22 protein-coding genes and 2 pseudogenes are annotated in these 25,376 nt (G+C 48.3%); 12 read left to right on the top strand and 12 right to left on the bottom strand.

All coding sequences use genetic code 11. The annotated features are described in order from the left end of the window. Positions 1-160: 160 nt before the first annotated feature. Positions 161-2,212 carry a phosphoenolpyruvate carboxykinase (ATP) gene (locus tag JVX88_RS43100; protein ID WP_211628297.1) on the top strand — a complete coding sequence of 684 codons (2,052 nt, stop codon included), beginning with the start codon at positions 161-163 and terminating at the stop codon, positions 2,210-2,212. Beyond that, positions 2,205-3,725 (top strand): DUF1802 family protein, encoded by a 1,521-nt coding sequence (locus JVX88_RS16125; RefSeq protein ID WP_211628296.1) that lies wholly within the window; start codon positions 2,205-2,207, stop codon positions 3,723-3,725. The genes JVX88_RS43100 and JVX88_RS16125 overlap by 8 nt, the downstream gene beginning before the upstream one ends. 68 nt (positions 3,726-3,793) lie before the next feature. On the opposite strand, the pseudogene JVX88_RS16120 reads toward JVX88_RS16125, so the two are convergent. Then, positions 3,794-4,039 (bottom strand): annotated as a pseudogene (locus JVX88_RS16120) (transposase); the annotation flags it as partial. A 4-nt stretch (positions 4,040-4,043) separates the two neighbouring features. Here JVX88_RS16120 and psbB point away from each other — a divergent pair. The 7 genes and pseudogenes from psbB to JVX88_RS16085 form a co-directional block, all read left to right on the top strand. Beyond that, positions 4,044-5,120 (top strand): annotated as a pseudogene (gene psbB, locus JVX88_RS16115) (photosystem II chlorophyll-binding protein CP47); the annotation flags it as partial. 119 nt (positions 5,121-5,239) lie between these two features. Next, positions 5,240-5,338 carry a photosystem II reaction center protein T gene (locus tag JVX88_RS16110; protein ID WP_036002272.1) on the top strand — a complete coding sequence of 33 codons (99 nt, stop codon included), beginning with the start codon at positions 5,240-5,242 and terminating at the stop codon, positions 5,336-5,338. Between the two features lie 271 nt (positions 5,339-5,609). Next, positions 5,610-6,182, top strand: a complete 573-nt coding sequence (nrdR, locus tag JVX88_RS16105; protein ID WP_211628294.1) for a transcriptional regulator NrdR — start codon at positions 5,610-5,612, stop codon at positions 6,180-6,182. Positions 6,183-6,491: 309 nt separating this feature from the next. Next, positions 6,492-7,235 carry a S1 RNA-binding domain-containing protein gene (locus tag JVX88_RS16100; RefSeq protein ID WP_317134644.1) on the top strand — a complete coding sequence of 248 codons (744 nt, stop codon included), beginning with the start codon at positions 6,492-6,494 and terminating at the stop codon, positions 7,233-7,235. Beyond that, positions 7,195-7,446, top strand: coding sequence for a L,D-transpeptidase (locus tag JVX88_RS16095; protein WP_225931433.1), 252 nt, complete (start codon positions 7,195-7,197; stop codon positions 7,444-7,446). The genes JVX88_RS16100 and JVX88_RS16095 overlap by 41 nt, the downstream gene beginning before the upstream one ends. Before the next feature lie 176 nt (positions 7,447-7,622). Next, positions 7,623-7,781, top strand: a complete 159-nt coding sequence (locus JVX88_RS16090; RefSeq protein WP_211628292.1) for a hypothetical protein — start codon at positions 7,623-7,625, stop codon at positions 7,779-7,781. A gap of 33 nt (positions 7,782-7,814) precedes the next feature. Next, the gene (locus JVX88_RS16085) at positions 7,815-10,328 is read left to right on the top strand and encodes a PAS domain S-box protein (protein ID WP_211628291.1); all 2,514 of its coding nucleotides are present in this window, start codon (positions 7,815-7,817) and stop codon (positions 10,326-10,328) included. Here the strand turns inward: JVX88_RS16085 and JVX88_RS16080 are convergent. From JVX88_RS16080 to JVX88_RS16060, 5 genes are all read right to left on the bottom strand, one after another. Next, a complete protein-coding gene (locus JVX88_RS16080) occupies positions 10,230-10,793 on the bottom strand; it encodes a hypothetical protein (RefSeq protein WP_211628290.1) in 564 nt (187 codons plus the stop codon). The genes JVX88_RS16085 and JVX88_RS16080 overlap by 99 nt on opposite strands. 415 nt (positions 10,794-11,208) lie before the next feature. Continuing rightward, complete coding sequence (locus JVX88_RS16075) at positions 11,209-11,796, bottom strand: YdcF family protein (RefSeq protein ID WP_225931432.1); 588 nt, start codon at positions 11,794-11,796, stop codon at positions 11,209-11,211. Between the two features lie 28 nt (positions 11,797-11,824). Further along, positions 11,825-12,748 (bottom strand): class I SAM-dependent methyltransferase, encoded by a 924-nt coding sequence (locus tag JVX88_RS16070; RefSeq protein ID WP_211628288.1) that lies wholly within the window; start codon positions 12,746-12,748, stop codon positions 11,825-11,827. A 110-nt stretch (positions 12,749-12,858) separates the two neighbouring features. Next, positions 12,859-14,631, bottom strand: a complete 1,773-nt coding sequence (locus JVX88_RS16065; RefSeq protein ID WP_211628287.1) for a protein kinase domain-containing protein — start codon at positions 14,629-14,631, stop codon at positions 12,859-12,861. Between the two features lie 239 nt (positions 14,632-14,870). Further along, positions 14,871-15,119: a Ycf34 family protein gene (locus JVX88_RS16060; protein WP_036004406.1), complete on the bottom strand. Its 249-nt coding sequence runs from the start codon at positions 15,117-15,119 to the stop codon at positions 14,871-14,873. Between the two features lie 508 nt (positions 15,120-15,627). Here JVX88_RS16060 and JVX88_RS16055 point away from each other — a divergent pair. The 3 genes from JVX88_RS16055 to JVX88_RS16045 all read left to right on the top strand — a co-directional run bounded on the left by JVX88_RS16055 (position 15,628) and on the right by JVX88_RS16045 (position 18,706). Further along, the gene (locus JVX88_RS16055) at positions 15,628-16,629 is read left to right on the top strand and encodes a CCA tRNA nucleotidyltransferase (protein WP_225931431.1); all 1,002 of its coding nucleotides are present in this window, start codon (positions 15,628-15,630) and stop codon (positions 16,627-16,629) included. A gap of 25 nt (positions 16,630-16,654) precedes the next feature. After that, positions 16,655-17,479, top strand: coding sequence for an FtsX-like permease family protein (locus JVX88_RS16050; protein WP_211628286.1), 825 nt, complete (start codon positions 16,655-16,657; stop codon positions 17,477-17,479). Between the two features lie 426 nt (positions 17,480-17,905). Then, complete coding sequence (locus tag JVX88_RS16045) at positions 17,906-18,706, top strand: ABC transporter ATP-binding protein (RefSeq protein WP_225931430.1); 801 nt, start codon at positions 17,906-17,908, stop codon at positions 18,704-18,706. On the opposite strand, the gene JVX88_RS16040 is transcribed toward JVX88_RS16045, so the two are convergent. The 6 genes from JVX88_RS16040 to JVX88_RS16015 all read right to left on the bottom strand — a co-directional run bounded on the left by JVX88_RS16040 (position 18,703) and on the right by JVX88_RS16015 (position 25,178). After that, positions 18,703-19,674 carry an NAD-dependent epimerase/dehydratase family protein gene (locus JVX88_RS16040; RefSeq protein WP_211628285.1) on the bottom strand — a complete coding sequence of 324 codons (972 nt, stop codon included), beginning with the start codon at positions 19,672-19,674 and terminating at the stop codon, positions 18,703-18,705. The genes JVX88_RS16045 and JVX88_RS16040 overlap by 4 nt on opposite strands. A 224-nt stretch (positions 19,675-19,898) precedes the next feature. Next, entirely contained in the window at positions 19,899-20,726 is an 828-nt protein-coding gene (locus JVX88_RS16035) for a hypothetical protein (protein WP_211628284.1), read from the bottom strand. 16 nt (positions 20,727-20,742) lie between these two features. Continuing rightward, positions 20,743-22,569 carry a type IV-A pilus assembly ATPase PilB gene (gene pilB / locus JVX88_RS16030; protein ID WP_211628283.1) on the bottom strand — a complete coding sequence of 609 codons (1,827 nt, stop codon included), beginning with the start codon at positions 22,567-22,569 and terminating at the stop codon, positions 20,743-20,745. A 310-nt stretch (positions 22,570-22,879) separates the two neighbouring features. Further along, positions 22,880-23,122 (bottom strand): hypothetical protein, encoded by a 243-nt coding sequence (locus JVX88_RS16025; protein WP_211628282.1) that lies wholly within the window; start codon positions 23,120-23,122, stop codon positions 22,880-22,882. A gap of 473 nt (positions 23,123-23,595) precedes the next feature. Continuing rightward, positions 23,596-24,162: a Uma2 family endonuclease gene (locus JVX88_RS16020; RefSeq protein ID WP_211628281.1), complete on the bottom strand. Its 567-nt coding sequence runs from the start codon at positions 24,160-24,162 to the stop codon at positions 23,596-23,598. Between the two features lie 173 nt (positions 24,163-24,335). Continuing rightward, positions 24,336-25,178 carry a Crp/Fnr family transcriptional regulator gene (locus JVX88_RS16015; protein ID WP_263975557.1) on the bottom strand — a complete coding sequence of 281 codons (843 nt, stop codon included), beginning with the start codon at positions 25,176-25,178 and terminating at the stop codon, positions 24,336-24,338. Positions 25,179-25,376: the final 198 nt, after the last annotated feature.

Genomic DNA, 25,376 nt, shown 5'->3' with positions numbered 1-25,376 from the left:
ATCAGACTTCTGCTTTTCTGAAATACGCACCGCTTAATCTGATCTGTAATTTGATCTGCAACTAATCTGAACTGATCTGAACGTCCTATTGCCCCAGAGGACACCTGCAAGAGGTCTATTGCCCAACCGTGGGAGATTGTAGCCATTGGAGGTTTTAAGCATGACAGCTCTCAATCCGCGAGTGAATCATTCCCAGTCTCGTGCCGCATCGGTGTCATCTCGGCTGAAGGATGAATTGGCTGGTAGCGATTCCGTTAGCAATCCTACCAACTTGGGGATAGATCCGTCCGTCTCTGGCAGTTTGCTAGCACTGGGAATGAAAAATCTGGGGCAGGTGTATCGTAATCTGGCGGTGCCTGCCTTGGTAGAGCATGCGTTGCGACGCGGCGAAGGCCAACTTAGCAATAGCGGTGCCCTCTGTGTAGAAACTGGTAAATATACGGGACGTTCACCTAAGGACCGGTTTATTGTCAATGATCCCACTGTCAGCGCCGAAGTGGATTGGAATCAACACAACGTGCCCATTTCAGAAGCTACGTTTGAGCGGCTCTACCAGCGAGCACTAACCTATGTAGCAGGACGAGATCTCTATGTCTTCGATGGTTACGCCGGAGCCGATCCCAACTACCGCTTTGGTGTGCGGGTGATCAATGAATTTGCGTTCCAAAACCTGTTTGCTCATCAACTCTTTCTGCGCCCTTCTGCTCCAGAATTGCAGCAGTACCGACCCGACTTTACGGTAATTGCCCTACCCGGCTTACAGGGAAATCCTGAACTCGATGGTCTACACAGCGAAGCATTTATCATTCTGCATCTCTCAAAAAGAATCGTGCTAATCGGCGGCTCTCGCTATGCTGGAGAAATCAAAAAATCGGTGTTCTCGTTGCTCAACTACCACATGACCAAGCGGGGTGAAGCTCCCTACGCAACAAACTGGCTAGCGGGCAAAGCACTTGCTCAATTTAAGGCAAATGATCTGAGGCTACCGGAGCAAAAACAATCATTTGATGCAGTTCTTGAAATTCTAGCTCTTATTAGCTATTACAACGAGCTTGTGATCTGTTTCGATGAATTAGATGATCTAGTATTTAATGATCATGGCCTTCATATATCCTTAATCGTAGCTAGCTTTGTCAAGGAGCTATTTGAGAACTTACATCGTGGTGTCATTCTTAGCGTTATGGTGCCTGGTACCTGGAATGATCGAATTAAGAAAGAGTTTTCTGGTGTTGGCGGTATCATAAGCAAAATAACAGCTCAGGGCCAGCCTTATGAGTTGAAATATTTGGATAGCGACTCTACGGTTGAACTCGTTGCCTTCTTTCTTAGGGAATTCTACGATTCAAGAAATTTAATTCCTCCTCATCCTGTTTATCCTTTTGAAGAAGGACAGCTTCGAGCTATTGGTCGGGAAAAACCAACTGTACGAGAAGTATTAAAATGGTGCCGGGAACACTGTAAACCTCCACAAATTGATGACGGAGAAGTGTCTCCACCTCCCGAAGTTGACCCAGTTGAGCTAGCCTTCACTAACGAGTTGAGTGTTGATATTAGAAACTCGCTAGATGACAATCATCTTTTAGCTGATGCCTTGTGTTTTGGATTTGAGACGATTCTTGGTGAAGTAGTCGAAGGTGTCAAGTTAGAAGAGGTTACAACTGGTGTTGGTAAGCGCGGTAAGAAAGATGAATACCTGAACTTTAAAATTCTGGGTCAAGAGAATGGTCGGCAAGTCAGTATTGGTGTTGCTGTTTTACAGCACGATGGCGGCAAAGCGCTTGGAGCCGGATTTAAGAGATTACTTGACCAGAAGAACAACTTTGATTTAACTCGCGGTTGCTTAGTTCGATCAAAAGACAAGCCACTGAGTGCTCACCTCCGGAATACTTATCTTCAACCATTGGTTCAATCAGGCGGTGAGTTTGTTGAGCTGAAAGAAAACGAGATCAAGCCCTTAATGGCGATGCTTTCGGTTTATCGCAAACGCGAGTCAGATTACAAAGTAACAGAAGCAGAAATCTTCAATTTCATCAGGCAGCAAGGAGCAAAGTATTGGCTGGGAATTCACAATCCTTTACTTAAAGAGATTCTGAGCGACCCATCTTATCAAATCCCTGCTGATCTTCAAGATGAACCTGAGGTTCAAGCCGATCTAGTCAATAATTTCGAGGAAGAAGATACAGACGCTCTAAAAGAATTAGCACATGCTTGATTCAGTTCTACTAGACAGGGTTTTATGTCTACCATCCGTTGATGTTGCTGCTTTACTGCAAGGGCGACTGATAGCAGTGATTCCAAAGATTTCTGTACAGAAGGAATGGGTGTTTGCTCTCTATCCTTGCACAGAGATAAATGATGGTTTGTCTGTTTATCAACAGTATCGGCAACACATTTTTCCATTGATTGACGCCGTATCTCAGCAACAATCCCAGCAGATTAAAATTGAAGCATGGGCAAAATGTGAATCCTGTAAGTTGCTGTATGATGTGGAACAGGTAGATGCCCTGTCTAGTTTAACTATCTGGGCCAAAGAGCCACTTAGAGAGGCGTTTAAGCAGAGACAAAGCTTGTTTTTAGCCTTTCTGCGTGTTTATCGAATGCCAGAACCAATCGAAGTTTCTCAAGAGTGCATTCCGCCTGAAAAACTAGGTAAATTTGTAGGTTTGCCTGCTTTAGGTCAGGAATTCTGTAAGCCTTTGAGAGTTACTCAGCTTCTGCCGGTATTGGATGAGGCTGTTTTCTTACAGCGCAAGCAGCACCTTGAAGAATTAAAACCGTCACCTTATCTTGAGTTAGAAGAATTACACAGTGCTGTAGCTCAACTAGCAAAAGTTAAACCAGAAGCCAAAGTATTGGCAGAAGACATTAGCACTTTTCTCGGATGGAGCAACATTCCGGAAACAATCATTGATCCGATTGATCCAGATTTACATTGGATTAAAACAATTGCAGAGGTGGGTAATTCCTCGGATGGACATCAGTTTGAGAAATTAGTTCGAAAAAGTCTGATTAAGCTTGGCTTCTCCAACTCTCGCGATAACATGAAAGCAAGCCTTGATCCAGAAGCAACGGGTGGAGCAGGTGGTATTGATTTTTACTGTGACGCACCTTTTCCAGTTGTTGGAGAATGTAAGGCGACTAAGAGCGAAAAAATTCCTAGTAAAACTCCGGGGCAACTGCTTCAGTTGGGTAAAAATCATCTTCAAGAAGATTACGATCCTTGCATCAAAATGATTGTTGCCGCTGGGGAACTAACACAAGATGCAGAACTAACTGCTGTAACTCATCAAATGAACATAATTAGACCCGAAACCCTACAACGCCTCGTAGAATTTAAGGTAAAGTATCCAAGTGCTGTTGATCTTCTAGAGTTAAAGCCTGTTTTGGAAAAGTCACCGTTTGGTGGAGAAGCTGATACGAAGCTAAACCAGTACGTTGATAATTTAGAGAAAAGCCTTAAAATTCGTTCCCATATAGTTGAGGCCGTTAAACTGTTAGCTGTTGTTGAACTAGATAAAAAACAGTTTGAGGTTACGGAGATTCGAGTTCAATACAATGCTTCTTTTGCTCAAATTGATGGGGCTGTTCTAGATAACCAAACTGTATATGAATACTTGATAGAACTTTCTTCACCGCTTGCAGGTTATCTAGGGCGAATTAAGGTCAGTGGCATTAACAGTGATCGTTTTTATTTTCTCCGCGATCTAAATCCTTTGGTTGAGTAACGGGGTCTGTTCAGAGTTGTGTGTCAATCCAGCTTTTGACTTTGCACGGATCTGTCAATTCTTTTGTGTCAAAGGATAATCTCTTTAGGGAATCTATCTTCAAACTCGATGGCAAAGCGATTGAGAGCAGGTTTCCACTCTCGAATCGGCATCGTCCATTTCTTAGAAATGTTCTCAATTGCCAAATAGACCACCTTCAAAGCAGCCTCGTCATTGGCAAAGATGCGATGATTGCGTGTCACCTTGCGTAAACACATATTTAGCGATTCGATGGCATTGGTGGTATACATCACCCGACGAATCTCTGGAGGAAAAATTTTTGGAGCATTCCATCTGACCGGGCTATTTGGGCCTGGTATGTGGGTATCCGATGCCTACGGATTGACGGGCAGTGTTCAACCCGTAGCGCCTGCCTGGGGACCGGAAGGATTCGATCCCTATAACCCAGGCGGAGTTGTCGCTCACCATATCGCGGCTGGTATTGTTGGCATTATTGCCGGTCTGTTCCACTTAACGGTTCGTCCACCAGAACGCCTCTACCGCGCTCTGCGGATGGGGAACATTGAGACCGTGCTGTCTAGCAGTATCGCAGCCGTGTTCTTTGCTGCCTTTGTGGTAGCCGGAACGATGTGGTACGGCAGCGCAACGACACCAGTCGAACTGTTTGGTCCAACCCGTTACCAGTGGGATAGCGGCTATTACCAGCAGGAAATTCAGCGTCGAGTTCAGGCTAATATCGCCGATGGAGCCAGTCCGTCTGAGGCATGGGCGTCTATTCCGGATAAACTCGCCTTCTATGACTATATTGGCAACAACCCCGCTAAAGGCGGTCTATTCCGAACTGGTCCAATGGTCAAGGGCGATGGCATCGCTCAGGAATGGTTGGGTCATGTGGTGTTCAAGGATGCGGAAGGGCGCGAGTTGTTCGTGCGTCGGATGCCGAACTTCTTTGAGACCTTCCCAGTCGTGCTGACTGATAAGGATGGCATTGTTCGGGCTGATATCCCGTTTCGCCGAGCCGAGTCGAAGTATAGCTTTGAGCAAGTGGGTGTAACCGCTAGCTTCTACGGTGGTGCCTTGGATGGCCAAACCTTTACCGATCCGGCTGTGGTCAAGCGGTATGCGCGGAAAGCCCAGCTCGGTGAAGCGTTTGAGTTCGATACTGAAACCCTCAACTCTGATGGTGTATTCCGCACCAGTCCTCGGGGTTGGTTCACCTTTGGACATGCTTGTTTTGCGCTACTGTTCTTCTTCGGACATATCTGGCATGGTTCTAGAACTCTATTCCGCGACGTGTTTGCGGGTATCGATCCAGACCTGTCAGAAGAGCAAGTCGAGTGGGGCTATTTCCAAAAAGTTGGAGACAAGTCTACTCGTCGTAAGCAACCCGTTTAGAATTTAAAAAGAATAGGGTTTAGCAGATCGTTGGCAGATCGATTTTGCGACGTCTGCTAAATCTATTTCTAGGGCAAAGCAGTAGGTCAATTGGCTGAATAGTTAGGAGAAGTCAAACTATGGAAGTTGTTGCATACGTTCTGGTTCTAACGCTGGCGCTGGGTGTTCTGTTCTTTGCAATTGCATTCCGCGAACCGCCTCGCATCAGCAGAGACTAGGGCACCATTAAAAACCAATCAAATAAGAACGACAAAACTAAGAGTTGCGAGGTCAAGTCCGATCTCCTCAAAGGCAACATTTAGATGGGATGCGGTCTTGACTCTATTTGAACCTGAGCAATCCTTTAATCTGATTAATTCCCTAGTCAGATTAAAATAATTGGACTGCTCAGGTTTTTGCATAGGCAATTGCAGTATGATGACATTGGATGCCAGAGGTATCACTTGAATTCCGTCTCTTATCAGGTTAGTTTCCCGGAGGACATTTGCTATGCGATGCCCATTTTGTCAGTTTCCGGACAATCGGGTTTTAGAATCGCGTTCAGCGGAATCCGGGCACAGCGTTAGACGCCGCCGAGAATGTTTAAGGTGTGGTCGGCGCTTCACCACCTACGAACGAATTGAGTTTGTTCCAGTTGTCGTTCTGAAGAAAAGCGGCGAACGAGAGTCCTTCGACCGTTCCAAGCTGCTGAGAGGCATTGTTACCGCTTGTGAAAAAACAGGGCTTGCCCACTCCAAACTAGAGGGCATTGTCGATGAGATTGAAGCCGAGCTGCAACAGCGTTCTGCTCGTGAAGTATCGAGTACAGAAATTGGTGAACTAGTTCTCAAACATTTGCAAGGCTTGAATGAAGTAGCCTATATTCGTTTCGCCTCAGTGCATCGCCAGTTCAAGGGGATTCGTGATTTTATTGAAACCTTGAATCACTTACAAAGTTCAAGCGAGCAGTCCGATGTGACCATGTTATCTCCTAACGAAGATACATCCTCTGAACTCGATCCTTCTGCAACTGCAACTGAACCTGAGGAAGAGTTGGAAACTTCATCTATGAGTCATTCTTAAAGCTATCAAAGCGTTGTTGCTGAGCTGTTCATTGGTTGTATTGACGTAAGGCAAAATAACTAAGTTCAACCCACCATTGGAACGCCTAGAAATGCGGGAAACTTTCTAGCGGTAGGAGTGGGCTGATTGAGAAAATTAAGCTATGATAGTTTTCCTATGGTCTAATCTTTCGGGGCTACAGGCCTTCTGGAACAGGCTTCTACTGTTGGCTTAAGTTCATTTGGATAGATGGTGTTCGCTTATCCAATTGCTTTCATGCCTTAGACCACTTACATTCATCACGGAGACAAACACCAGGAAACACATCGCATGGTCAATCAGGAAGTAATAGATATTGGCTTTACTCACGAGGATTTTGCTGCTCTCCTCGACAAGTATGATTACCACTACAGCCCTGGGCAAGTTGTTGCTGGAACCGTGTTTAGCATCGAGCCGAGGGGCGCTCTGATTGACATCGGTGCTAAAACAGCAGCTTACATTCCAATTCAGGAAATGTCCATTAATCGAATTGACAGTCCTGAGGAGGTCCTCCAGTCCAACGAGACCCGTGAGTTTTTCATTCTTACCGATGAAAATGAAGATGGACAGCTGACGCTTTCGATCCGTCGGATTGAGTACATGCGTGCATGGGAGCGAGTGCGTCAACTCCAGGCTGAAGATGCCACCGTTCGCTCTGCGGTCTTTGCCACGAACCGAGGCGGCGCACTAGTCCGAATTGAAGGGCTACGGGGATTCATTCCTGGCTCGCATATCAGCACCCGGAAGCCGAAAGAAGATTTGGTTGGAGAAGAGCTACCGCTCAAGTTTCTAGAGGTGGATGAAGACCGCAACCGTCTAGTTCTGAGCCATCGTCGTGCTCTGGTTGAGCGGAAGATGAACCGCCTAGAGGTAGGCGAAGTAGTGATTGGTACGGTTCGTGGGTTGAAACCTTATGGTGCCTTTATTGATATTGGCGGTGTTAGCGGTCTGCTGCACATTTCTGAAATTTCCCATGACCTTTCGGGTGATTGCGATGCTGCGCAATCCGGGCTGGACGAATCCATTTACAGGTGAAGTGCTGCCTCCAGGGGCCAATAATCCTCTAGGGGAGCGCTGGATTGCGTTTTGGACCGATGGCCAAAACGATATTGGCTTCCACGGCACTCCTAACCGAGAGTCGGTAGGGCAGGCGGCTTCTCATGGCTGTGTGCGAATGCTAAATGAGCATATCCGCGAAATGTTTGAGTGGGTAGAACCAGGAACACTGGTAACGGTGGAGCCTTAGATAGGCTCAGGTTAGGTTGGCAGGTCCAATCTAGCAAGACCTGCTTATCCTCATATCCCTGCCCACACACCTTGCTAAGTACCTCTTTCGGCGGATAGAGGGCTACTTGTAACATCTGGTATAGTTTAACCGCTACTACACCAGGCAAAGCTCTATATAAATAAGCAGCTGGGGTTTTGTTTCAGAGTGTGAATTGGTGGGAGAACGGTCACACCACTCCTTTGCCAGTCGCCTTGAAGCAGATCGAATGGCTATTGCACCAGATGGGCACGGTGAAGACCTATTGGCGAAGTACGTTTGACACCAATGAGGCTGCGACGAGCTTATTCACCTGAATCTCCGCCTAAATCTCGGTAGGAGGAACGTCAATGACATTCCAGTTTCTCTTGCTCGCAGATGATTCATCAGATGCAGAAATAGTTAAGTCCACGTTAAAAAATGGCGGCATTGACTGTAAACTGCTGTGGGTAACCACTCACTCTCAGTTTGTTTCAGCCCTAGAAGCCAACGCATTTGACCTGATTCTGGCAGATTACCTGCAGCCCAACTTTGGTGGGCTTGCGGCCCTAGACCTTGCCTCTAGGTTGTGTCCTAATGTGCCCTTGATTGTCCTCTCCGGCAGTTTGGGTGAAGAATTGGCAGTTGAAACCATCAAACAGGGCGCGACAGACTATGTGCTCAAGCAGCGATTAGAGCGGTTGGTGCCCTGCGTGCAGCGAGCCTTGCGGGAATCTGAAGCACACCGCGAACGCCAACAGACGGAGCAAGCGTTGCAGCTAGAACAGGCAAACGAAGACTTGAAAGCCGCTCTGGAGGAGATCCAAATTACTGAAGAGGAACTGCGCCAACAGAACGAGCAGTTGGCAATGGCCCAGGAAGCAATTGCAGCAGAGCGCCAGCGCTATCAGGACCTGTTCAATTTCGCTCCCGACGGCTATGTGATCACGGATATAGCGGGCGTTATTCAAGAGGCAAATTGGGCCGCCGCCGAGTTGATGGGTTGTAATCCTAGCCAGCTGATCGGTGTCCCATTGAGGCTTTACATTACTGAGTCAGACTATCGGGCTTTCCAAAAGCTACTGGATGAGTTGGGACAGCAGCCTCAGCTACACACTATTGAACTTGGCTTAGAATCGCTGGAACGCAGCCTGATTCCAGTTGCCATTACTGCCACTGCGATCCATGATGCTCAAGGCCAGTGGATTGGCGCGCGTTGGCTGATTCGAGACATTACTGAACGCAAACAGATCGAAACGGCACTACGCCAGAGTGAAACTATTCTCAATGCCTTTATTGCTAGTTCACCCGTTGGCATAGCGTTTTTTGATCGCAATTGGCGCTACATCTATGCCAATGATGCCTTAGCAGCTACTAACGGCATTCCCTTAAGCGATCATCTAGGCCGCACCCTTAGAGAAGTATTGCCCCAGTGGGCACCTACGATTGAGCCAATTCTGGAACAGGTGATGCAGACTAAAACTCCGTTGCTGAATCAGGAAGTGGTCGGAGTTACTCATCCTGTTAATCTGACGCGGTATGGCCTAATCAATTATTTTCCGGTATGTCTTCCTGACGGAGAGGTGATCGGCGTTGGGATAACATCCCTGGATATCACGGAGCGCAAACAGGTTGAAGCTGAAAGAGAGCGCCTGTTGCAAACCCTGGCAGATGAACGTGCTCAGTTTGAAGCGGTGCTGCGCCAAATGCCAGAGGGCGTGATGATTGCCGATGCAGTGTCTGGTCAGCTAGTACTGTCGAATGAACAGGCCGATCAAATTTTGCAGCATGCCTATGAGCTGAATCATGAGCTAGAGCAGTATGAGCTGCAGGTACCATTCCAAGCCTATGATTTAGACGGACAACCCTACGCCGCTAACGAGTATCCTCTCGTGCGATCGCTGCATACCGGCGAGGTGGTTATCCACGAGGAAATGGAACTCCGCTACTCCGACGGCAGCCGCATCTTCATTAGCACCAGTTCAGCGCCGGTCTTCAACAGTCAGGGACAACTCATTTCCGCAGTAACTGTCTTTCAAGATATTACCGAGCGCAAGCAGTCCGAAGAGACCCTGCGGCAAGCGCTGCAAAAACTCAACTTCCATGTGGAAAATACCCCGATGGCCGTGATTGAGTGGGATGGAGAACTGCGGATCACCCGCTGGTCTGGCGCAGCAGAGTCAATCTTTGGCTGGTCTGCCGATGAAGTGCTGGGCAGGTTCATCTTCGACCTACAGCTCGTGTTTGAGGACGATGTCGAACAGGTTGCACAAGTATCAAAGCGATTGATGGACGCAGAAGCCTATGTCTTCTCCTACAACCGCAACTACACCAAGCAGGGCGATGTCATTCACTGTGAGTGGTACAACTCCAGCTTAAGGGATGAAGCAGGACGCATGATCTCGGTGCTATCGCTGGTGCTGAATGTCACTGATCGCGTTCAGTCTGAACGCGATCGTGAACGTATTTTACAGCAAGCACAAGCCGCCCGTGAAGCCGCCGAAGCCGCCAACCGCATCAAGGACGAGTTCCTGGCCGTCGTCTCCCACGAACTGCGCGCTCCCCTCAACCCCATCGTCGGCTGGGCTAAGCTGCTCCGCTCGGGTCAGTTGGATGCCCAAAAGACCGAGCGGGCGATCGAAGTCATCGAACGCAACGCCCAGATGCAAGCCCAACTGATTAACGACCTGCTGGACGTCTCCCGCATTCTGCGCGGCAAGTTGAGTTTAGAACCCAAGCCAGTTGACTTAGTCGCCACGATTCAAGCCGCCATGGAAACGGTACGACTAGCAGCAGACGCCAAGTCGATTCAGATTCATACCCAGTTTGCACCCGATGTTGGAGCAGTCTCCGGTGATGCAGGCCGCTTGCAGCATAGCGTCTGAACCGGTATTCTTGATCGTAACCTCAGCACGGTAGAGATACGGAGTTCTGGCATCTGGTATATATTTGTGCGTTACCTCAAAGATTCCAGTCGTATTGGCTACTATAGAAGTTGCTGAATCTGCGGTTGAGCTAAAGGACTTGAGAATAAGGTTCGCCGACCCGCTGGAATTATTTGCCCAAGCTGCAACGCTGCTGAGGTTGTCGGCAACACCCCAGCCCTCACAGAGACAGCCTGCTGCAGTTGCCTCATTGTTAGTTGGTAGAAAACGCAACCCGACACTGGTAGTTCCGACTGCTGCCGGAGGTCCAGGAATGTTAAGTTGGCCAAAATCATCAACACCCAGTTGAATAGTACCATTGTCAATAATGGCAGCAGCACGAGCCTCTGCAGTGAAACCTAGACCAAGGATAGCAACAGAAGCTAAGCCGTAAGCGAATTGCTTAAAAGCTGTTCTAGCGATCATGAACTTATTACTCCTGAGAATATGTGTGAATGAATGGCAGGAGTACCCTGAAGTTCAAACCCAGAAATCAATGCTACAAAGCTTGCAGATTTATTGAATATTGTCAGGGTTATGTTTAAGTACCCTCAATTCTGGATGACTACTGAGTAGCATAATACTTGGTTGTCGATAGTTCCAGTATTTACCCTGAGGTTTACTACAACTTCAAACGACTTTAAACCCCAAATAAAATATTGATTGAAGGCCTTGTACTATCATGAGCTATTCGCGCTGCTCTAAGTGATTCAGTGTCATGAATGGCTGTACGTAGTTGCTCTAAAATATTGACCTGTAATTAAACTGAGGTCTTTTGGAATACAAGAAATACAGGTTTACACGAAGAGCCTCATATAATTTAAAGTGCTGAGTGAAACAGCTAACTCCATCGTGATTGCAAAAAAAACCTGTTCAAAAATCTACAATTCTCTATATTTTTGACATTCTCAGAATCGATACAACTTCCTATAGTCGCACCTGTTCTACCTGTAGCCAGCCATAGTACCGAGCGCCCCACATCTCTAGCAATTCGGAGCTTTGCCTCTGGAGGATTGTCGGATGGTACGGGTACCGATGTAAATGCAATTCCTTGGCTTCCCAACACTACCGTGGCGATTGCCTGAGCACGAGGCATGTGAAAATCGGAGGTTACTAAAAAAATATGTTGAATTTGGTTCTGCTTCAACTTAGGAACTAACGTTGTGAAATTGGTGACGGTATCTGTGGCTCGATAGTCGAGGTGAAGTCGTTGCATTGAGATGCCTGCTGTTGCAAAAATTGCTCTGGCGTTTTGAGGCAGTTCACCGCTTGATACCCAAATATCTAATTCTGGATACTGATTTGCCAGTTGCGCTGCTGCTGCCTCTCGATCAGGATTGCCACCTAATACCAGAATTGCCTCAGGGTGAGGTGAGTGGAAGTAGGCAATAGCTAATCGTGCCGGGATCATGCCAAAGATTCCAACCATTGCTAAGCTCAGTAGACCGACAATCCATTTATGTTGACGCTTCATCCTGCTGATATACTATTTGCTTACGTGCTACACACATTAATAACAATGCTGCTTCTGGCAAGCTTGAGTCAATCCCAGTCAGCCATTGTACTAATTGCATTTTGGGTTGTGGACGGCCATAATTTCCCTGTAATACCTCAGTGCCGCCCCCACTATGGGGATAACACTTCACTGCAAATCCTAAAGGATCAAGATTTCGATGAAAGAAATCAGTGGTAACTCCATCGCCCGGTTTATGGTGAACCTCAGTTGCGGTACTCCAATATTGCTCTTCGATTGTTGCATGGCCGCCTCGCTTGGTCCAACGGTAAAGTGGCAAGCGTGCATTCCAAATCCATCGAGCAAAAGGGCCGTCTTTCCAGGCGGTTCGCTGTGGATCATGATCGGTAACTAGCAGCCCTCTAGGTTTTACAAGGCGAGCAGCCTCCCGCAATACTTGATCCATATCATCACAGTGGTGCAGTGCTGCATTTAGTGTGACTACATCTGCAAAGCCATCTACAAAGGGGAGGTGATGAGCATCAGCCAATATTGGTGTATAGCCAAGCTCTTGAGCAATTTGCAACCCACCTGGAGAAATATCGATACCAATCAATAGACGAGGTTTACCAAGGTGATCGCGCAGCGCTCGATAAATGTTGCCAGGACCACAGCCAATATCAACTACAATTTGGTCCTGCCAACTATCAATAGCTGTTTTCCAGCGTTCTTTAAAAGTACTATTTTGATGACAGGCTGCAAGATAGTTGCGACTCCACTTAGGGTGTCCAAAATAGTATCTATTTGCCTTTAAAGAGAATGTATTACGTGAAATAGGAAAAGCAAGAATATTGTTATCGAAATAAGAGCATGCTTTTGCTTGGGGTGTGATGTATTGAGTCAGAGGCTCCGTTGATTGAGTATACATTAGGAAGCTAGTAATAATTTAGTTGTCAAGAGGCATGCCCCCTGTTCCATTGAATAACTACTACTCTAGCCAAATCTATCCGAAAAACACACTCTATTGCTTATTCTATATTACTGATCCTGTATTGACTGTTGTTTCTTATAGTATTGGGGCTTGCGGATTAAGTTTTTGAGTGACCTAGGAGCCAAGTTACGCAATAGCGTATCGATTCGAAGAACAGTATCTTTTAGCTTTTCGTCTGGCCGTCCTCGAAAGGAGGTGACATGGGTATAGTCCTGTGCATCGGGGGATTGGGGAGAGAAGTAATAGTTGTTGATACAGCAGCGTCGCCCAGCATAGCGTATTTTACTGACAGAATGCCAGGAGGTTTTGTTGGTGGCCATAATCACCAATCGATTGAATTTGCTGTAGATTGTGCGACAAGGGTGCTTTAGTCCCTGATCCCAAAGTTCTAAGTTGCCGCCATACGATTCTTGCCAATCGGGAGTGACATAATAAAGCAGATTCAGAACGCGATAATGAGTCCGACTTTTATCATGGGAATTATCGAGATGGGGGTTGAGGTAGCAGCCTTCGTTCATCAAACTGATGCCACCCGCATAAAGTTCGGCGTCAGGTAAGAGCTGCTGCAATCCGGTGATCTCGGATATCAGTGATCTCACATCTTTCACTAGTACAGATGCGCTATTTGCCTTGAGGGACAATTGATGCGAACTGGCAATTAATTCACCGTCCGGACTCACGGCGAGAGCTGTGATTTCTCCCTGATGCCCCGTCAAAGTTTGCACGCAGCGCCATGCCTCCACCAATGGACGAGACAACGAGGCCGTAGACCCACCTCCCGTGACCGACACTCCCGTGACCGACACTGACGGCGACGCCTGCACGGTTGCTTCTAGACGCAAATCTTGGAGAACGGCTGTAGCGGTGTCGTAGCGTTGGCTGGTGGCCCGTTGCAGTAGCTTATCCAATACTCGACGCAACTCCAGACTGATCGGTTGGGTCAGATATTGTCGCCAAACCCAGCGATCCTCACTAATCGAATACAAGTCGAATGGATGTACTCCTGTCAGCAAATGAACGCAGGTGACGCCCAAACTATAGAGGTCACTGGCAAATGTAGCCTTACCCATTGCTTGCTCAGGTGCTGCATAGCCGGCGCTGCCGATCGTTGTTCCGGTCTGGGTAAGGACCGTTTCGCTGAGAGACTTGGCGGCTCCAAAGTCAACTAAAACGAAGCGTTCGCCTTGGCTTGGCCAGATGATATTAGCAGGTTTGATATCTCGATGGACCACCTGCTGGCTGTGAATAAAGCGCAGCACCGGCAGCAGATCGGCGAGCAGCTTGCGAATTTGAGCCTCACTGAACACGCCCTGAGTTGCCAACACCTGCTCCAGATTCTGGCCGGCAACATATTCCTGCACTAGGTAAAGCGCTGTTTCCTGCTCAATGTGGGTTAACAGCTTAGGAATTTGTGGGTGCTGCCCTAATTTAGCGAGTTGCGCGGCCTCCTGCTGAAATAGGCGAGTGCTCTCACGCAGATTGTTTTGCAGCGGCAAAAGCTGCTTGATAATACAAAACCCTGACTGTACCTTTGCATCTCTAGTCTGGATGTTTCGTGTTGCTGCAATATCTTCGCTCCAGCCATCAATCCCACCTTGATCGAGCTGATCCCGATTTATCAATGTGTTATCAGCCTGCTGAATAGTCTGATCATTCGCCCGATCAATTGCTAGGAAAGTGCGGCCAAATCCTCCCTGCCCGATGAGCTTCACCGCCTGAAATCGATCGCCCAACTGTAGTGGATGACCACAGGTTTGACAAAAGACGGCATCATCTGGATTGACAGGCTTGGTACAGGTTGGATCGAGGCAAACAATCATCAGCTAGGAGACCGGGGTTGAGGCCAGAGGTAGTCAGGATGCTAGCAGGAGATGCCAAATCATGGCCAAATCTACTCCTGTCCTGCTTTACCTATCCTAAACAACAGGCCAAACCGACCTGCTGGTAAAAAGTTTGCCCAAAAAGGTCTAAATACTGAAAGCAAATTTACCTCAAATTGAGATAAACCCAGTTGAGATAACCAATGAGTGATTTCAAATCGTCTAGAGCCACGGCAGCATCAGGTCGGCACTAGTTCACCCGGACGCAACCGCGACCACTTGCCCATTTCTGCTTTAAAGCTGAGACAGCCTACCACATCCCACTCCATTTCAATAATGTCGTCTTTGTGGCGAATATTAACGTTGATGGTCGGCTCCGTCGCCTCAAAATCGGGAGAATCTGTCAAATGAGGCTGCTGGTGCTGGTGTTCGACTGCATGATAGGTGGTGCAGCGATCGACATAATGACAATTCACACAAATACACATGGTGAATTCCTCCACAGATTCAGCAGCGATTGGGATTTGTGGGTGCTTTTCTGATACTCTAGCTCAAGTTTGCTGGATCTGGAGTCGACTATGGAAGGGATGTTGCAAAATGAAAGGTGTAGGTAGGGTGGTTCTAGATGGATTGTGAAGGTGGCCGAGGAGCCAGGAGTCAGGAGTCAAAAGGTAAAGATAAGGTTCAGTCATTCTTGAGGATTTAACGCCAATTTCAACCAGAGCTTTTATGCTCACAATTTGAAGAGATTGCTGATCATTCGGGGCTGACAAACTTAAGCCTAAGCTGAGAAACTGCAACAAGTCACTCAAAACTGCTCAAAACTTGAAATTACAACTCTATACAGGTTACGCCACCAAAACTTGAAGCCAAAGCCTATGGGCTGCCAGCAGATTGAACATGACTGAGATTCCCTACTGACTTCCAGAAATCAGCTATACTTCCGGCCTCCAGCGGGGCAGAACGATATTGTTAACGGATTGAATTAAATTGTTTTTGAAGCGTACAGAACTTTCTACTGACCTTCGGTCAGACCAAGCAGAATTCAAACTGACCGTTGGCCAGAACAATCAGCCGCGGCAGCTGGAAGCCTCGGCCCTGTCTCCTCAAACTTGGCCTTTTGGTTTGGAGTGGTTGCCTCCTGCGGCCTATTTGGTAGGTGGAAATGTGCGAGATGCCTTGCTGGGACGGCAGGCGGAGTATCTGGATTTGGATTTTGTATTGCCCGAAGCAGCGGTGCATACCGCTAAGATGATTGCCAATCACTATCGGGCCGGCTTTGTATTGCTAGACGCAGAGCGGCGGATTGCCCGGGTGGTGTTTGAGCGCGCTACGGTTGATTTTGCTCAACAGGTGGGATTTTCGCTAGAGGAAGATCTAGAGCATCGCGATTTTACCGTCAACGCAATTGCCTATGATCCCCATACAGCTCAGGTGATTGACCCACTGCATGGGTATAGCGATCTGCAACTGCGTCTGATTCGCATGGTGCGTCTGGAAAACCTCAAGGAAGACCCGTTGCGGTTATTGCGAGCCTATCGACAAGCTGCCCAACTTGGGTTCACGATCGAATACAAGACGCGAAAAACAATTCAACAGCTTGCGGGGTTGCTTCAGTTTGTGGCGGCAGAGCGGGTGCAGTCTGAGTTGAGCTATTTGCTGGGTTCAGCGAGCAGCACCCCATTCCTGAAGTTGGCCTGGCAAGATGGCTTACTGGCCGCTTGGTTGCCCCATGCCACGGCTGAGGGATTAGAGCGGGTGGCGGCGGTGGATCAGGCTGCGGAACGGCTGGGTTCGACGCAGTCGGGGTTGGAGTTGTCGGGGTGGCTGCGGGATCAGCAGCGGGTTTCGGGAAGTACTCGCAGTTGGCTCAAGGTGGCGAAGCTAACGAGTCTACTAGCCCCTGATCCCGAAATGGCTGAACAGGAACTCTGGCGGTTGAAGTACAGTCGAGCAGAGATTCAGGCTGTGTTGGCGGTGATGTGCCGGCAGTGTTAGCAACTTAAAGCAGCCCTTTACCGTCATGGTAGATGAGTCCACTTTAGACAGTTTAGGGATACAGCAAGTCAATGATACGGCCACGCTTGGCTCCTTGGGGCTAAAGCTGGTGGGGCTAACTCAAGCGTCCCAGTCGATTACATCGAGTCCTTATCTATTCACCTCAATTGAAAACGCCAAAGCCTTTTCGACCAGCGGTTTAACAGCTAGCCTGAACTGCCGCTTACAGAATGGTGAGTTTAGCTGCACGAACGTCTACCAAAAATCACCCGATGCCAATCCGGCTTCGTCGCAACCAACGCCCCTCACGGCTACCGACCCGATTAGTTACATCTTGGTGCGGGCAAAACCAGGGGAGGATATACAGGCGTTGAAGCAGCGGTTAGAGCAAGCCTTACCGGGCACTCTGGCCGTAACGCAGGCGGAAATGGCCAGCCGAACGCGCAGCTTTTGGGTGCGACGCACGGGGGTTGGCTTTATTTTGGGGCTGGGCGCTACCGTCGGCGTGATTGTTGGCGTCGTAATTGTGGGACAAATTCTTTATTCGTCGGTATCCGACCATATGAAAGAGTTTGCTACTCTCAAAGCAATGGGCGTGTCTGACAAAGTGGTTTACGGCATCATTATTCGTCAGGCGCTTTGGATGGGCCTACTGGGCTATCTACCAAGTTTGGCGCTGTGCCTGGGTTTAGGAGCCTGGACATTTCAAACCCAAGGCATCATGATCTTGATCACACCGCTGACGGCGGCTGGAGTTTTGGGGTTGACGATCTTTATGTGTGTGGGGTCAGCAATGTTTGCAATTCAGAAGATTACTCGTGTGGATCCAGCGATTGTGTTTAAGTCCTGATTGATGGCATCTAACCAGTGCCAATCCATGTGAGTTCTCCGTAATTTTTCGGTGTCTGTAGAAAACTGTTGAGCCAAAACAGCATGAATACTTTATCTCCAGCCTGTGTAAAAACCAGCAATTTTGAAAGAATGATAAAAGAGCCGTCAATTTCGTTACTTCATCCGAATTTTGATTGGCCTCTGGTGAATCTACCCTGAGGATTGGCATCTCTTCTGTGACAGATTCGTAATGTGCCAGATGCACAACTGAGCCAAACTCCGGTTCAGGATAAGTTCTCAAACCTCACAATTGATAGGCTGTGCCAGATTGAGGACTGTGCCAGATTAACAACCATCCCTATCAAAAACTCGCATACTGCATAAAGTAAGGGTCATCAAACATAAGTTTCCATAGCGGAAAAGATTTACCTACCCAATACGACCAATGACTGCTACGCCAATTAACTTCCAAATCAACCTAACAGAATCCCATACAGTCTTGAATCAGGGTGCTGATGCATCGGTTGACTCGATTAAGGCCGGGGCCAGAGCCATTGTCGCCAGAGGGGTGGAAATGGTTTTCCAAAGTGGGACCCAGCGATTTCAGGCGCTCAAAAATATCGACCTCGATGTATACCGGGGTGACATTCAGCTCCTGATGGGACCCTCCGGTTCCGGTAAAACTACATTGCTGTCAATTTTGGGAGGTATTTTGACTCCAACGACAGGAAGCGTTTGTCTACTGGGACAGGATTTGACCCGCATGTCACGTTCCCAGCTTGCTCGCTTTCGCTTAAAGAACATCGGCTTCATCTTCCAGGAATTTAATTTGTTTCCGGCATTGACCGCCCTGGAAAATATCGTGGTGGCAATCGAAATGAAGGGCGTGAAGGGACGGGCAGCTCGACAAGAGGCGATGCGGCTGCTAGAGCAGGTGGAACTAGAAAGCAAAGCCAACAACCTGCCCCGCGACCTCTCTGGTGGTCAAAAGCAGCGAGTGGCCATTGCCCGCGCCTTAGCTGGCGATCCTCACTTCATCATGGCTGACGAGCCAACTGCTGCCCTCGATTCTCGCAGTGGTCAGGCGGTAGTGGCCCTATTGCGCCGTTTGGCTAAAGAGCAGGGCCGTACCGTTGTAATGGTGACCCACGACTCACGGATTGTTGAAGAAGCCGATCGGGTGGCTTATATCGAGGATGGCATGTTGCAATCGACGCGGTTAGGTGGGGCGACTGTAGGAGCCTAGGGTCCTTCCAAAATCCCGCTTACCACATCGCGCAGGGTTTGCTCCACCGATCGGGGCTGCCAGCCCAATTCATTCCGGGCCTTATTGCCGCTGACACGAACACAGCGATCGTAAACATAGTGCACCCGCTCGCGACTGAGGGGCGGCTGCCAGGAGAACAGGCGTCCAATCGGATCGAGAAGATTACCAGCTAGGCGCACCAACGGTTCGGGTACTTCCTTCGGTACTGGGATGCCAGTTTCTCGGCTGAGAAACTCAAACATTTCGCGCGTGCTCATATCGCCGGCAGAAATGATGTAGTGCGATCCAGGATTGGCCTTTTCTGCTGCTAGCAGCATTGCTTCGACCAAATCATCGACATGCACAATCCCGGTAATCCGCCTGCCGCCCGCCCATAACTTCAGTCGGCCTTTCAGAAAGGCTTTCAGCACCGGACCAAAGTGGGGATCATCGGGACCAAAAATACCGGATGGCATGACGCTGACTACCGGCAATCCCTCAGCCGCAAACTGATCGACTAATTGCTGCGCCTGGTACTTGGTCGAATCGTAGGCCGAGGAGAAGTCTTTTTGCTGCCGCTGGAAGGATTCGTCCACAACTCGCCCTTGCGTGTCGCCATAGACGCCAATCGTGCTGCAATACACCATTTTGCGAATTCCGGCTGCCAAGGCAGCTTCTAGCACTTGCCGGGTACCTTCTACATTCACCCGTTCCATCAGTGCCGCATCGACTAGGCCCAATTCCACATAGGCCGCCGTATGAAACACCCAATCTACTCCAGCCACTGCGGTTGCCAGAGCCTGTTGATCGGTAATGTCGCCGTAAACCAACTGAGCGTTAGTGCCCGCCAATCGCGACAAATCGCTCGATTTTCTCACCAGCGCCACTACCGTATCGCCTCGCTGTTCCAGCCGTTTGACCAGATGGGAGCCGGTAAAACCATTTGCGCCTGTTACAAGTGCTTTCATAGGCAGTTTTGACAGTCTTGAGTTTTAAGTTTTGGTGGCGGAACCTGTGCACAGCACGTAGTTCTGTAGCTTACAGCCTTTTTCAGGCTAGTGAAGTCAAGAGTTCCGGCAAGGTTATCTGGGATGCAATGTTCTCGTGCTGTTCGTAGCTCATAATATTAGGCAGGAGGCAGGCGGCGTTCTGAAGGGATCCTCACGCCGCCTAGACCTGATATCGGAAAGGATCAGTCTCTTGAAGCTTGCTGAACGCGACCCGGAGACTGTAGCGATCGGATAACTTTCTCGGTCTCTTCAGCGACCTTTTCAGCGGTTTCGGCTGATGAATTTGTCGCAACGCTGTAGATACGTCCGTTAGATTCGGTGAAATAGAACATTCTTGACTGAACGCGGCCGCCCGGTGCCTGTGATTGAGCAACGACCACATAAACCGGTTTTCCACCGATCTCTTTCTGGTAATCATTTACCACCCAGCCATTCTCACGGATCATTTGATTGATGACCTCGCGTCGGAGAGACGTCGTCGCAACGCCGCCGACTGTACGATTACGTCCGGATGTAACGGTCTCACCCATTGCTGGTCCGACGACCGTGATCGCGGCTGATCCGGCATCACCTCCGCGGCCGTTATCGACCTTGAAACGCACCTCTGACGGGTTCGCTGAATCCGCCTGCCACGACTTCGGAGCAGACTCTCCAGAGGGCATTACGACTGAGCGTTTCGCGACAGGAGCCTTAGGAGCAGGTGCTGCAGCAATTACTCGCTCGCGTGCTTCGGCGGCTTGGCGTGCACGCGCTAAACGCAACTGTCGAAGGCGAAGAGACCTCTGTCGCCGAGCGATAGCCTCTCGGCGAGCCTTTTTCCGACGCTCCTGCGCTCGATAAAGCTGCCACCACCGCTTTGAATAAGGCTTGACACCGCGCCAGGTTCGAACTTTCTTTTTCTTGTACTTTCGAGTCTTCTTAGTTCCGGCTTCAGCATATTCCGTCGCAAGCGGTATTAGTGTGCCGACGCCTACAAGTAATGCGATTGACAAAGCGATTGCCCTTACCATATTTCCTCCGTGTGTGCTAGAGCACCGTTTCCTTGACGACCTCCTCGATCGTCGTAATACCCTCCCTGATCTTGTAAAGTCCGGATTCGCGAAGCGTGATCATTCCCAGTTCGATGGCTTTTTTACGGAGCTCCATAGAGCTCGCACCAATTATGATCAACTCCCTAAGTTCGTCTGTAACTTCCATAACCTCGTAAAGTCCGACCCGTCCTCTGTAACCGGTGTTGAGACATGCCTCGCATCCACGACCTTTGTATAAAGTCAAAGTTGAGGCCTCTTCTATATCAAAACCGATCTCAACAAGACCCTCTGGAGGAACATGTACCTCCTCCTTGCAGTTATTGCATATTCTGCGGATCAGCCTTTGAGCTTGGATCAAATTAACGCTCGTCGCGACCAGAAACGGCTCGATGCCCATATTGACCAGACGAGAGATAGTTGAAGGGGCATCATTAGTATGAAGCGTTGAAAGCACCAGGTGGCCGGTCAGTGCTGCTTTGATAGCGATCTCAGCCGTTTCGAAGTCACGTATCTCACCGACGAGAATGATGTTCGGGTCTTGACGAAGGAATGATCTGAGTGCGGCCGCAAAGTTCAGACCGATCTGTTCCTTCATCTGCACTTGGTTGATGCCTTCAAGATTGAATTCGACAGGGTCCTCGGCCGTCATGATATTGGTCTCAGGCGTATTAAGCGACTGAAGAGCCGAATATAGGGTGTTCGTTTTTCCGGACCCGGTTGGCCCAGTTACAAGGACCATTCCATAGGGATTGGCAATGTTCCGTTGAAACTTTGCAAGACTTTCCGGTTCAAAACCGAGTCTTGTCATATCAAGCATCAGCTTCTCTTTATCAAGAAGACGAAGTACGACCTTCTCTCCAAACAGTGTCGGAAGGGTCGAAACACGAAAGTCTAACTCTCTCGAACGGTCGTCAACCTTGACCTTTATCTTGATGCGTCCGTCCTGCGGCAACCGCTTTTCAGAAATGTCCAGCTTCGACATTATTTTGAGACGTGATATCAACGGGTCTCGCAGTTTCATTGGCGGATGCATAACATCATAAAGAACGCCGTCGATACGAAAGCGGATCCTGAAGTCTTTTTCATAAGGTTCGACGTGGATGTCTGATGCTCCACGACGAAGACTGTCAACCATAAGGACGTTCACAAGCCGGACAACCGGAGCACCTTGGCTCTCTTTGGTAAGAGTGGCAAGGTCGATCTCCTCGTTATTGTCGATGACCTCAAGTTCCTCGCCATCGCTATGTGCAAAATCAAAGGTTTCCAGGGAAACATCCAGATCTGAATCGGACAGCCCAACGTCTGCCTTTACGGTTTTTGAGCCATTCCTGCTCTTTCTCGATGTCGATTTATCCGGCTCGAACGCAAAGGCAGCGTCAAATATATCGATCTCAGTTGAACCGCTGTAATATTTACCGATCGACATTTGGATCGACGCTTCAGAAGCAATGACCGGCTCAACATTCAGTCCGGTCATGAACTTTATGTCGTCCATCGCGAAGACGTTCGTCGGATCGGCCATCGCGAGTTTCAGTGTAGCCCCGCTCCTGGACACCGGAAGCACCGTGTACTTGAGAGCAACTTCCTGAGAGATCAGCTTTATGACGCTTGGTTCGATCTGGAAGAGATCGAGATTTATGGAAGCCACGCCATATTGGCGGGACAGGACTGCAGTAATGACATCATCAGAAATAATGCCGAGCTTTACCAAATTTGCACCAAGGCGACCGCCACTGGTGCGTTGATATTCCATCGCCTCGCGCAGTTGTTGTGGGGTAACAAGATTTTCGCGGACAAGAATTTCCCCTAATTTAGATGACATTTTGTTTTTAAGAGAGACTCCCTTTCCCAATTATCGGGACTTGGGAATTTGACGAGTTTCGTTCGAAAGCGAGGGTGTAACAACGATGCTAAACACCGTTGAAACACAATGATATTAGTTTGAAGACTTTGTGTCAAGTAATTCTTTCTGACTAAGTTCTGGCTGAGCTTCGGTCATTCTGACTGAACTGCACGGAAGGTTATTTTGCAGACTCTATATGCGGCTAGACTAATACAATTCACCTCACAAAAAGAAGGCCGTTCATTAAACGACGGAGATCGTTGGAAAATATAGAAACTCTAGGCTAGATTCAGGCCTCAAATGGGATCTCGGCATTTTGGAGTACCGAAAGTTCGTTTCGTGGATCACCATCATCGCGAATTTGCAGCGGAATGGCGGTGTCGGCATCACCCACCGTAGCTAGAATGTCTGCATCAGCAACATAGAGATTATTTTCGTTCAAGTTCCACGGAGCTGGCAGACCATAATCCAGCCGACCATCGTAGCGATTCTTGGTGCCTCGGCCAGTGCGATGCCTAATTTTACGTGCCATGATTGTTTAGCTCAGCGTAAACTCGAAACTACATCTATTCAAACTCGCAATTTTCAACCGATCCCGGTAATTGTCATAATTTGCAAACAATTTCCAAACCCTAGCCTTCTCGTTGAGCAGGGGTTCCGTTTTGAATTCATGGGTTCAATCTATTTGGGGTTAGATTCCCCGGCCTTTGGGCGTTCGTATTCGGTCATGTGAACCGAAATTCCCGCCGCAAGCGGTCTACGGTGTCCACACAAGTCGAAGATTCCCCCTAACCTCCCTTCAATAAAGGGGGAAGAGGCGAAGCCTGTGCGCAGCACCTACCAATCAGGGATTGTTGAGCAGCTCCTTATCGATCAACAGCTCAATGCCACTCATTTCCGGAGATTAGAAGCACCTGTTTATGGGGCAACTTGAGCAATTGCACAGCGTATACGTTGCCAATTCACTCTGCCAGCGATCGGATTCAAGAGCTTAGAGTTGTTGACCTAAAACAATTTACTCACCAAACAGCTAAAACCAGGCAAAATTGAGCTGGTAATTTCATCTTGAGAATAAAGTGTTGCGACGAGTTTCAGCATTGCGTTCTCACGGCGATACACTTCAACGCTTTGTTCCCTAAAATTCACAATCCAATATTCCAGCACTCCCCGGACAGAATATAACTTTAGCTTTGCTTCTCGGTCTCGTCTTTCGTTCGGTTTCCCTGGAGACAGCACCTCAACCACGAGTTCAGGGGCCGCCGTGAGATGACCTGCATCATCGAGCAATCGCTCTAGGCGTTCGTGACTTGCCCAAACGACATCGGGAATGACATTATCTGATTCTGAGAAAATAATGCTAGGATTGATGGCGGCTCTTCCTAAATTGGTTTCATCAGACCAAAAATTCAACCGCGTAATGATTCTGCCACACACTTCCTGATGCTTCCAATCCGGCGCTCTGGTTACAAACAATTCCCCATCAATGATTTCGTAGCGATTGGCGCGATCGCCTTCAAAGATCGTTAGATCAGCAATTGTCCAGCGAACTGAATTGGTGATTTTGGACTGCATAGAACCTCTTGCCCTTCTTCATTTGATCATAAATCACCTCGTGTGATCCCAGCCAAATGGATACACAGCGTCTCCGAGAGAATCATCGCAAACTCCCTCATCTTGAAAACAGCCTCAATAAAGCCATTACTAAGGCACTTCGAAAGCGGGCATTGAGTCCTATCAAGTTCTTTTTAGGAAGGAGAACAATCTTGTTTCGTCGGATCGCTTAACTCCTGTAAGCGATCGCGATCCAATAATTCAATTTGTGAACCATTAACTGCAATTAATCCTTCACTGCTGAGGTAATAAAAGGCTCTAGAAAGAGTTGCCGGAATGGTTCCCAAAGCCGAAGCCAGTTGGCTTTTGGTCAAATCGAGTGTCACAACATTGGTGGGATGAGTGGTGGGATGAGAGCGGGTAGAGGATTCACCTATGCTTGAACGGCTCAACTTGAGTAAATAAGTGGCTAATCGTTGCGGTACATCCTTAAACGATAAATCTTCAATTACGCCAGTGAGATGTCGCAAGTGTTGTGAAAGACTGATCAGCATATTGATCGCAATATCAGGATGCTGATGCAGCAAGTCCAGAAATGCCTTGCGTGGGAAAAAGATCAACTCTGTGGGTTCCAATGTGGCAGCTGAGGCAGGAAAGGGTTTTCCATCTAAGGCAGCAACTTCGGCAAAGTTTTCTCCAGACTCAAAAATATTGAGAATTTGTTCTTTGCCCGTGGGCGATACTTGAAAGACTTTTACACGTCCACTTTTAACAACAAAAAAGCCCGTGGCTTCACTGCCCTGCTTGAAAAGTAGTTCCCCTTTGTTGAGGGATTGCAACTGAGCAATCTGAACGATGGAAACCAGTTGCGATCTTGATAAACCCTGAAAAACCAGCGTTCTCTGCAACCAACTGCTTAGCTCAAATTCACCTACCATCTCTTCATTTTGATCGCAACTTCCACTCGATCTGGAAACTATTTTAAGTTTGGAACATTGAGCACCTGTTTGAAGAGTTGATTTTTGTGAGATTTGCATATAAAACTTTGTTTTTATTTAAAAAATTCAATGTTGCCCCAAAATTAAGAATCTTTCAAGGACTGTTTTGACTTAAGTCAAAGCGTTCCGAACCTGGGTTCGCCTACCCTTGAGATGAGTCACTTAGATTGTGGGAGCAGGTACATGCAATCCTGCCCTTAAGTTCTGAGAATCATTCCATCGAGACTCTCTGCGATT

The organism is Leptolyngbya sp. 7M (genome assembly GCF_018128485.1).
The sequence above is the reverse complement of the archived record's forward strand: the minus strand, read 5'-3'. Positions and strand labels throughout refer to the sequence as shown.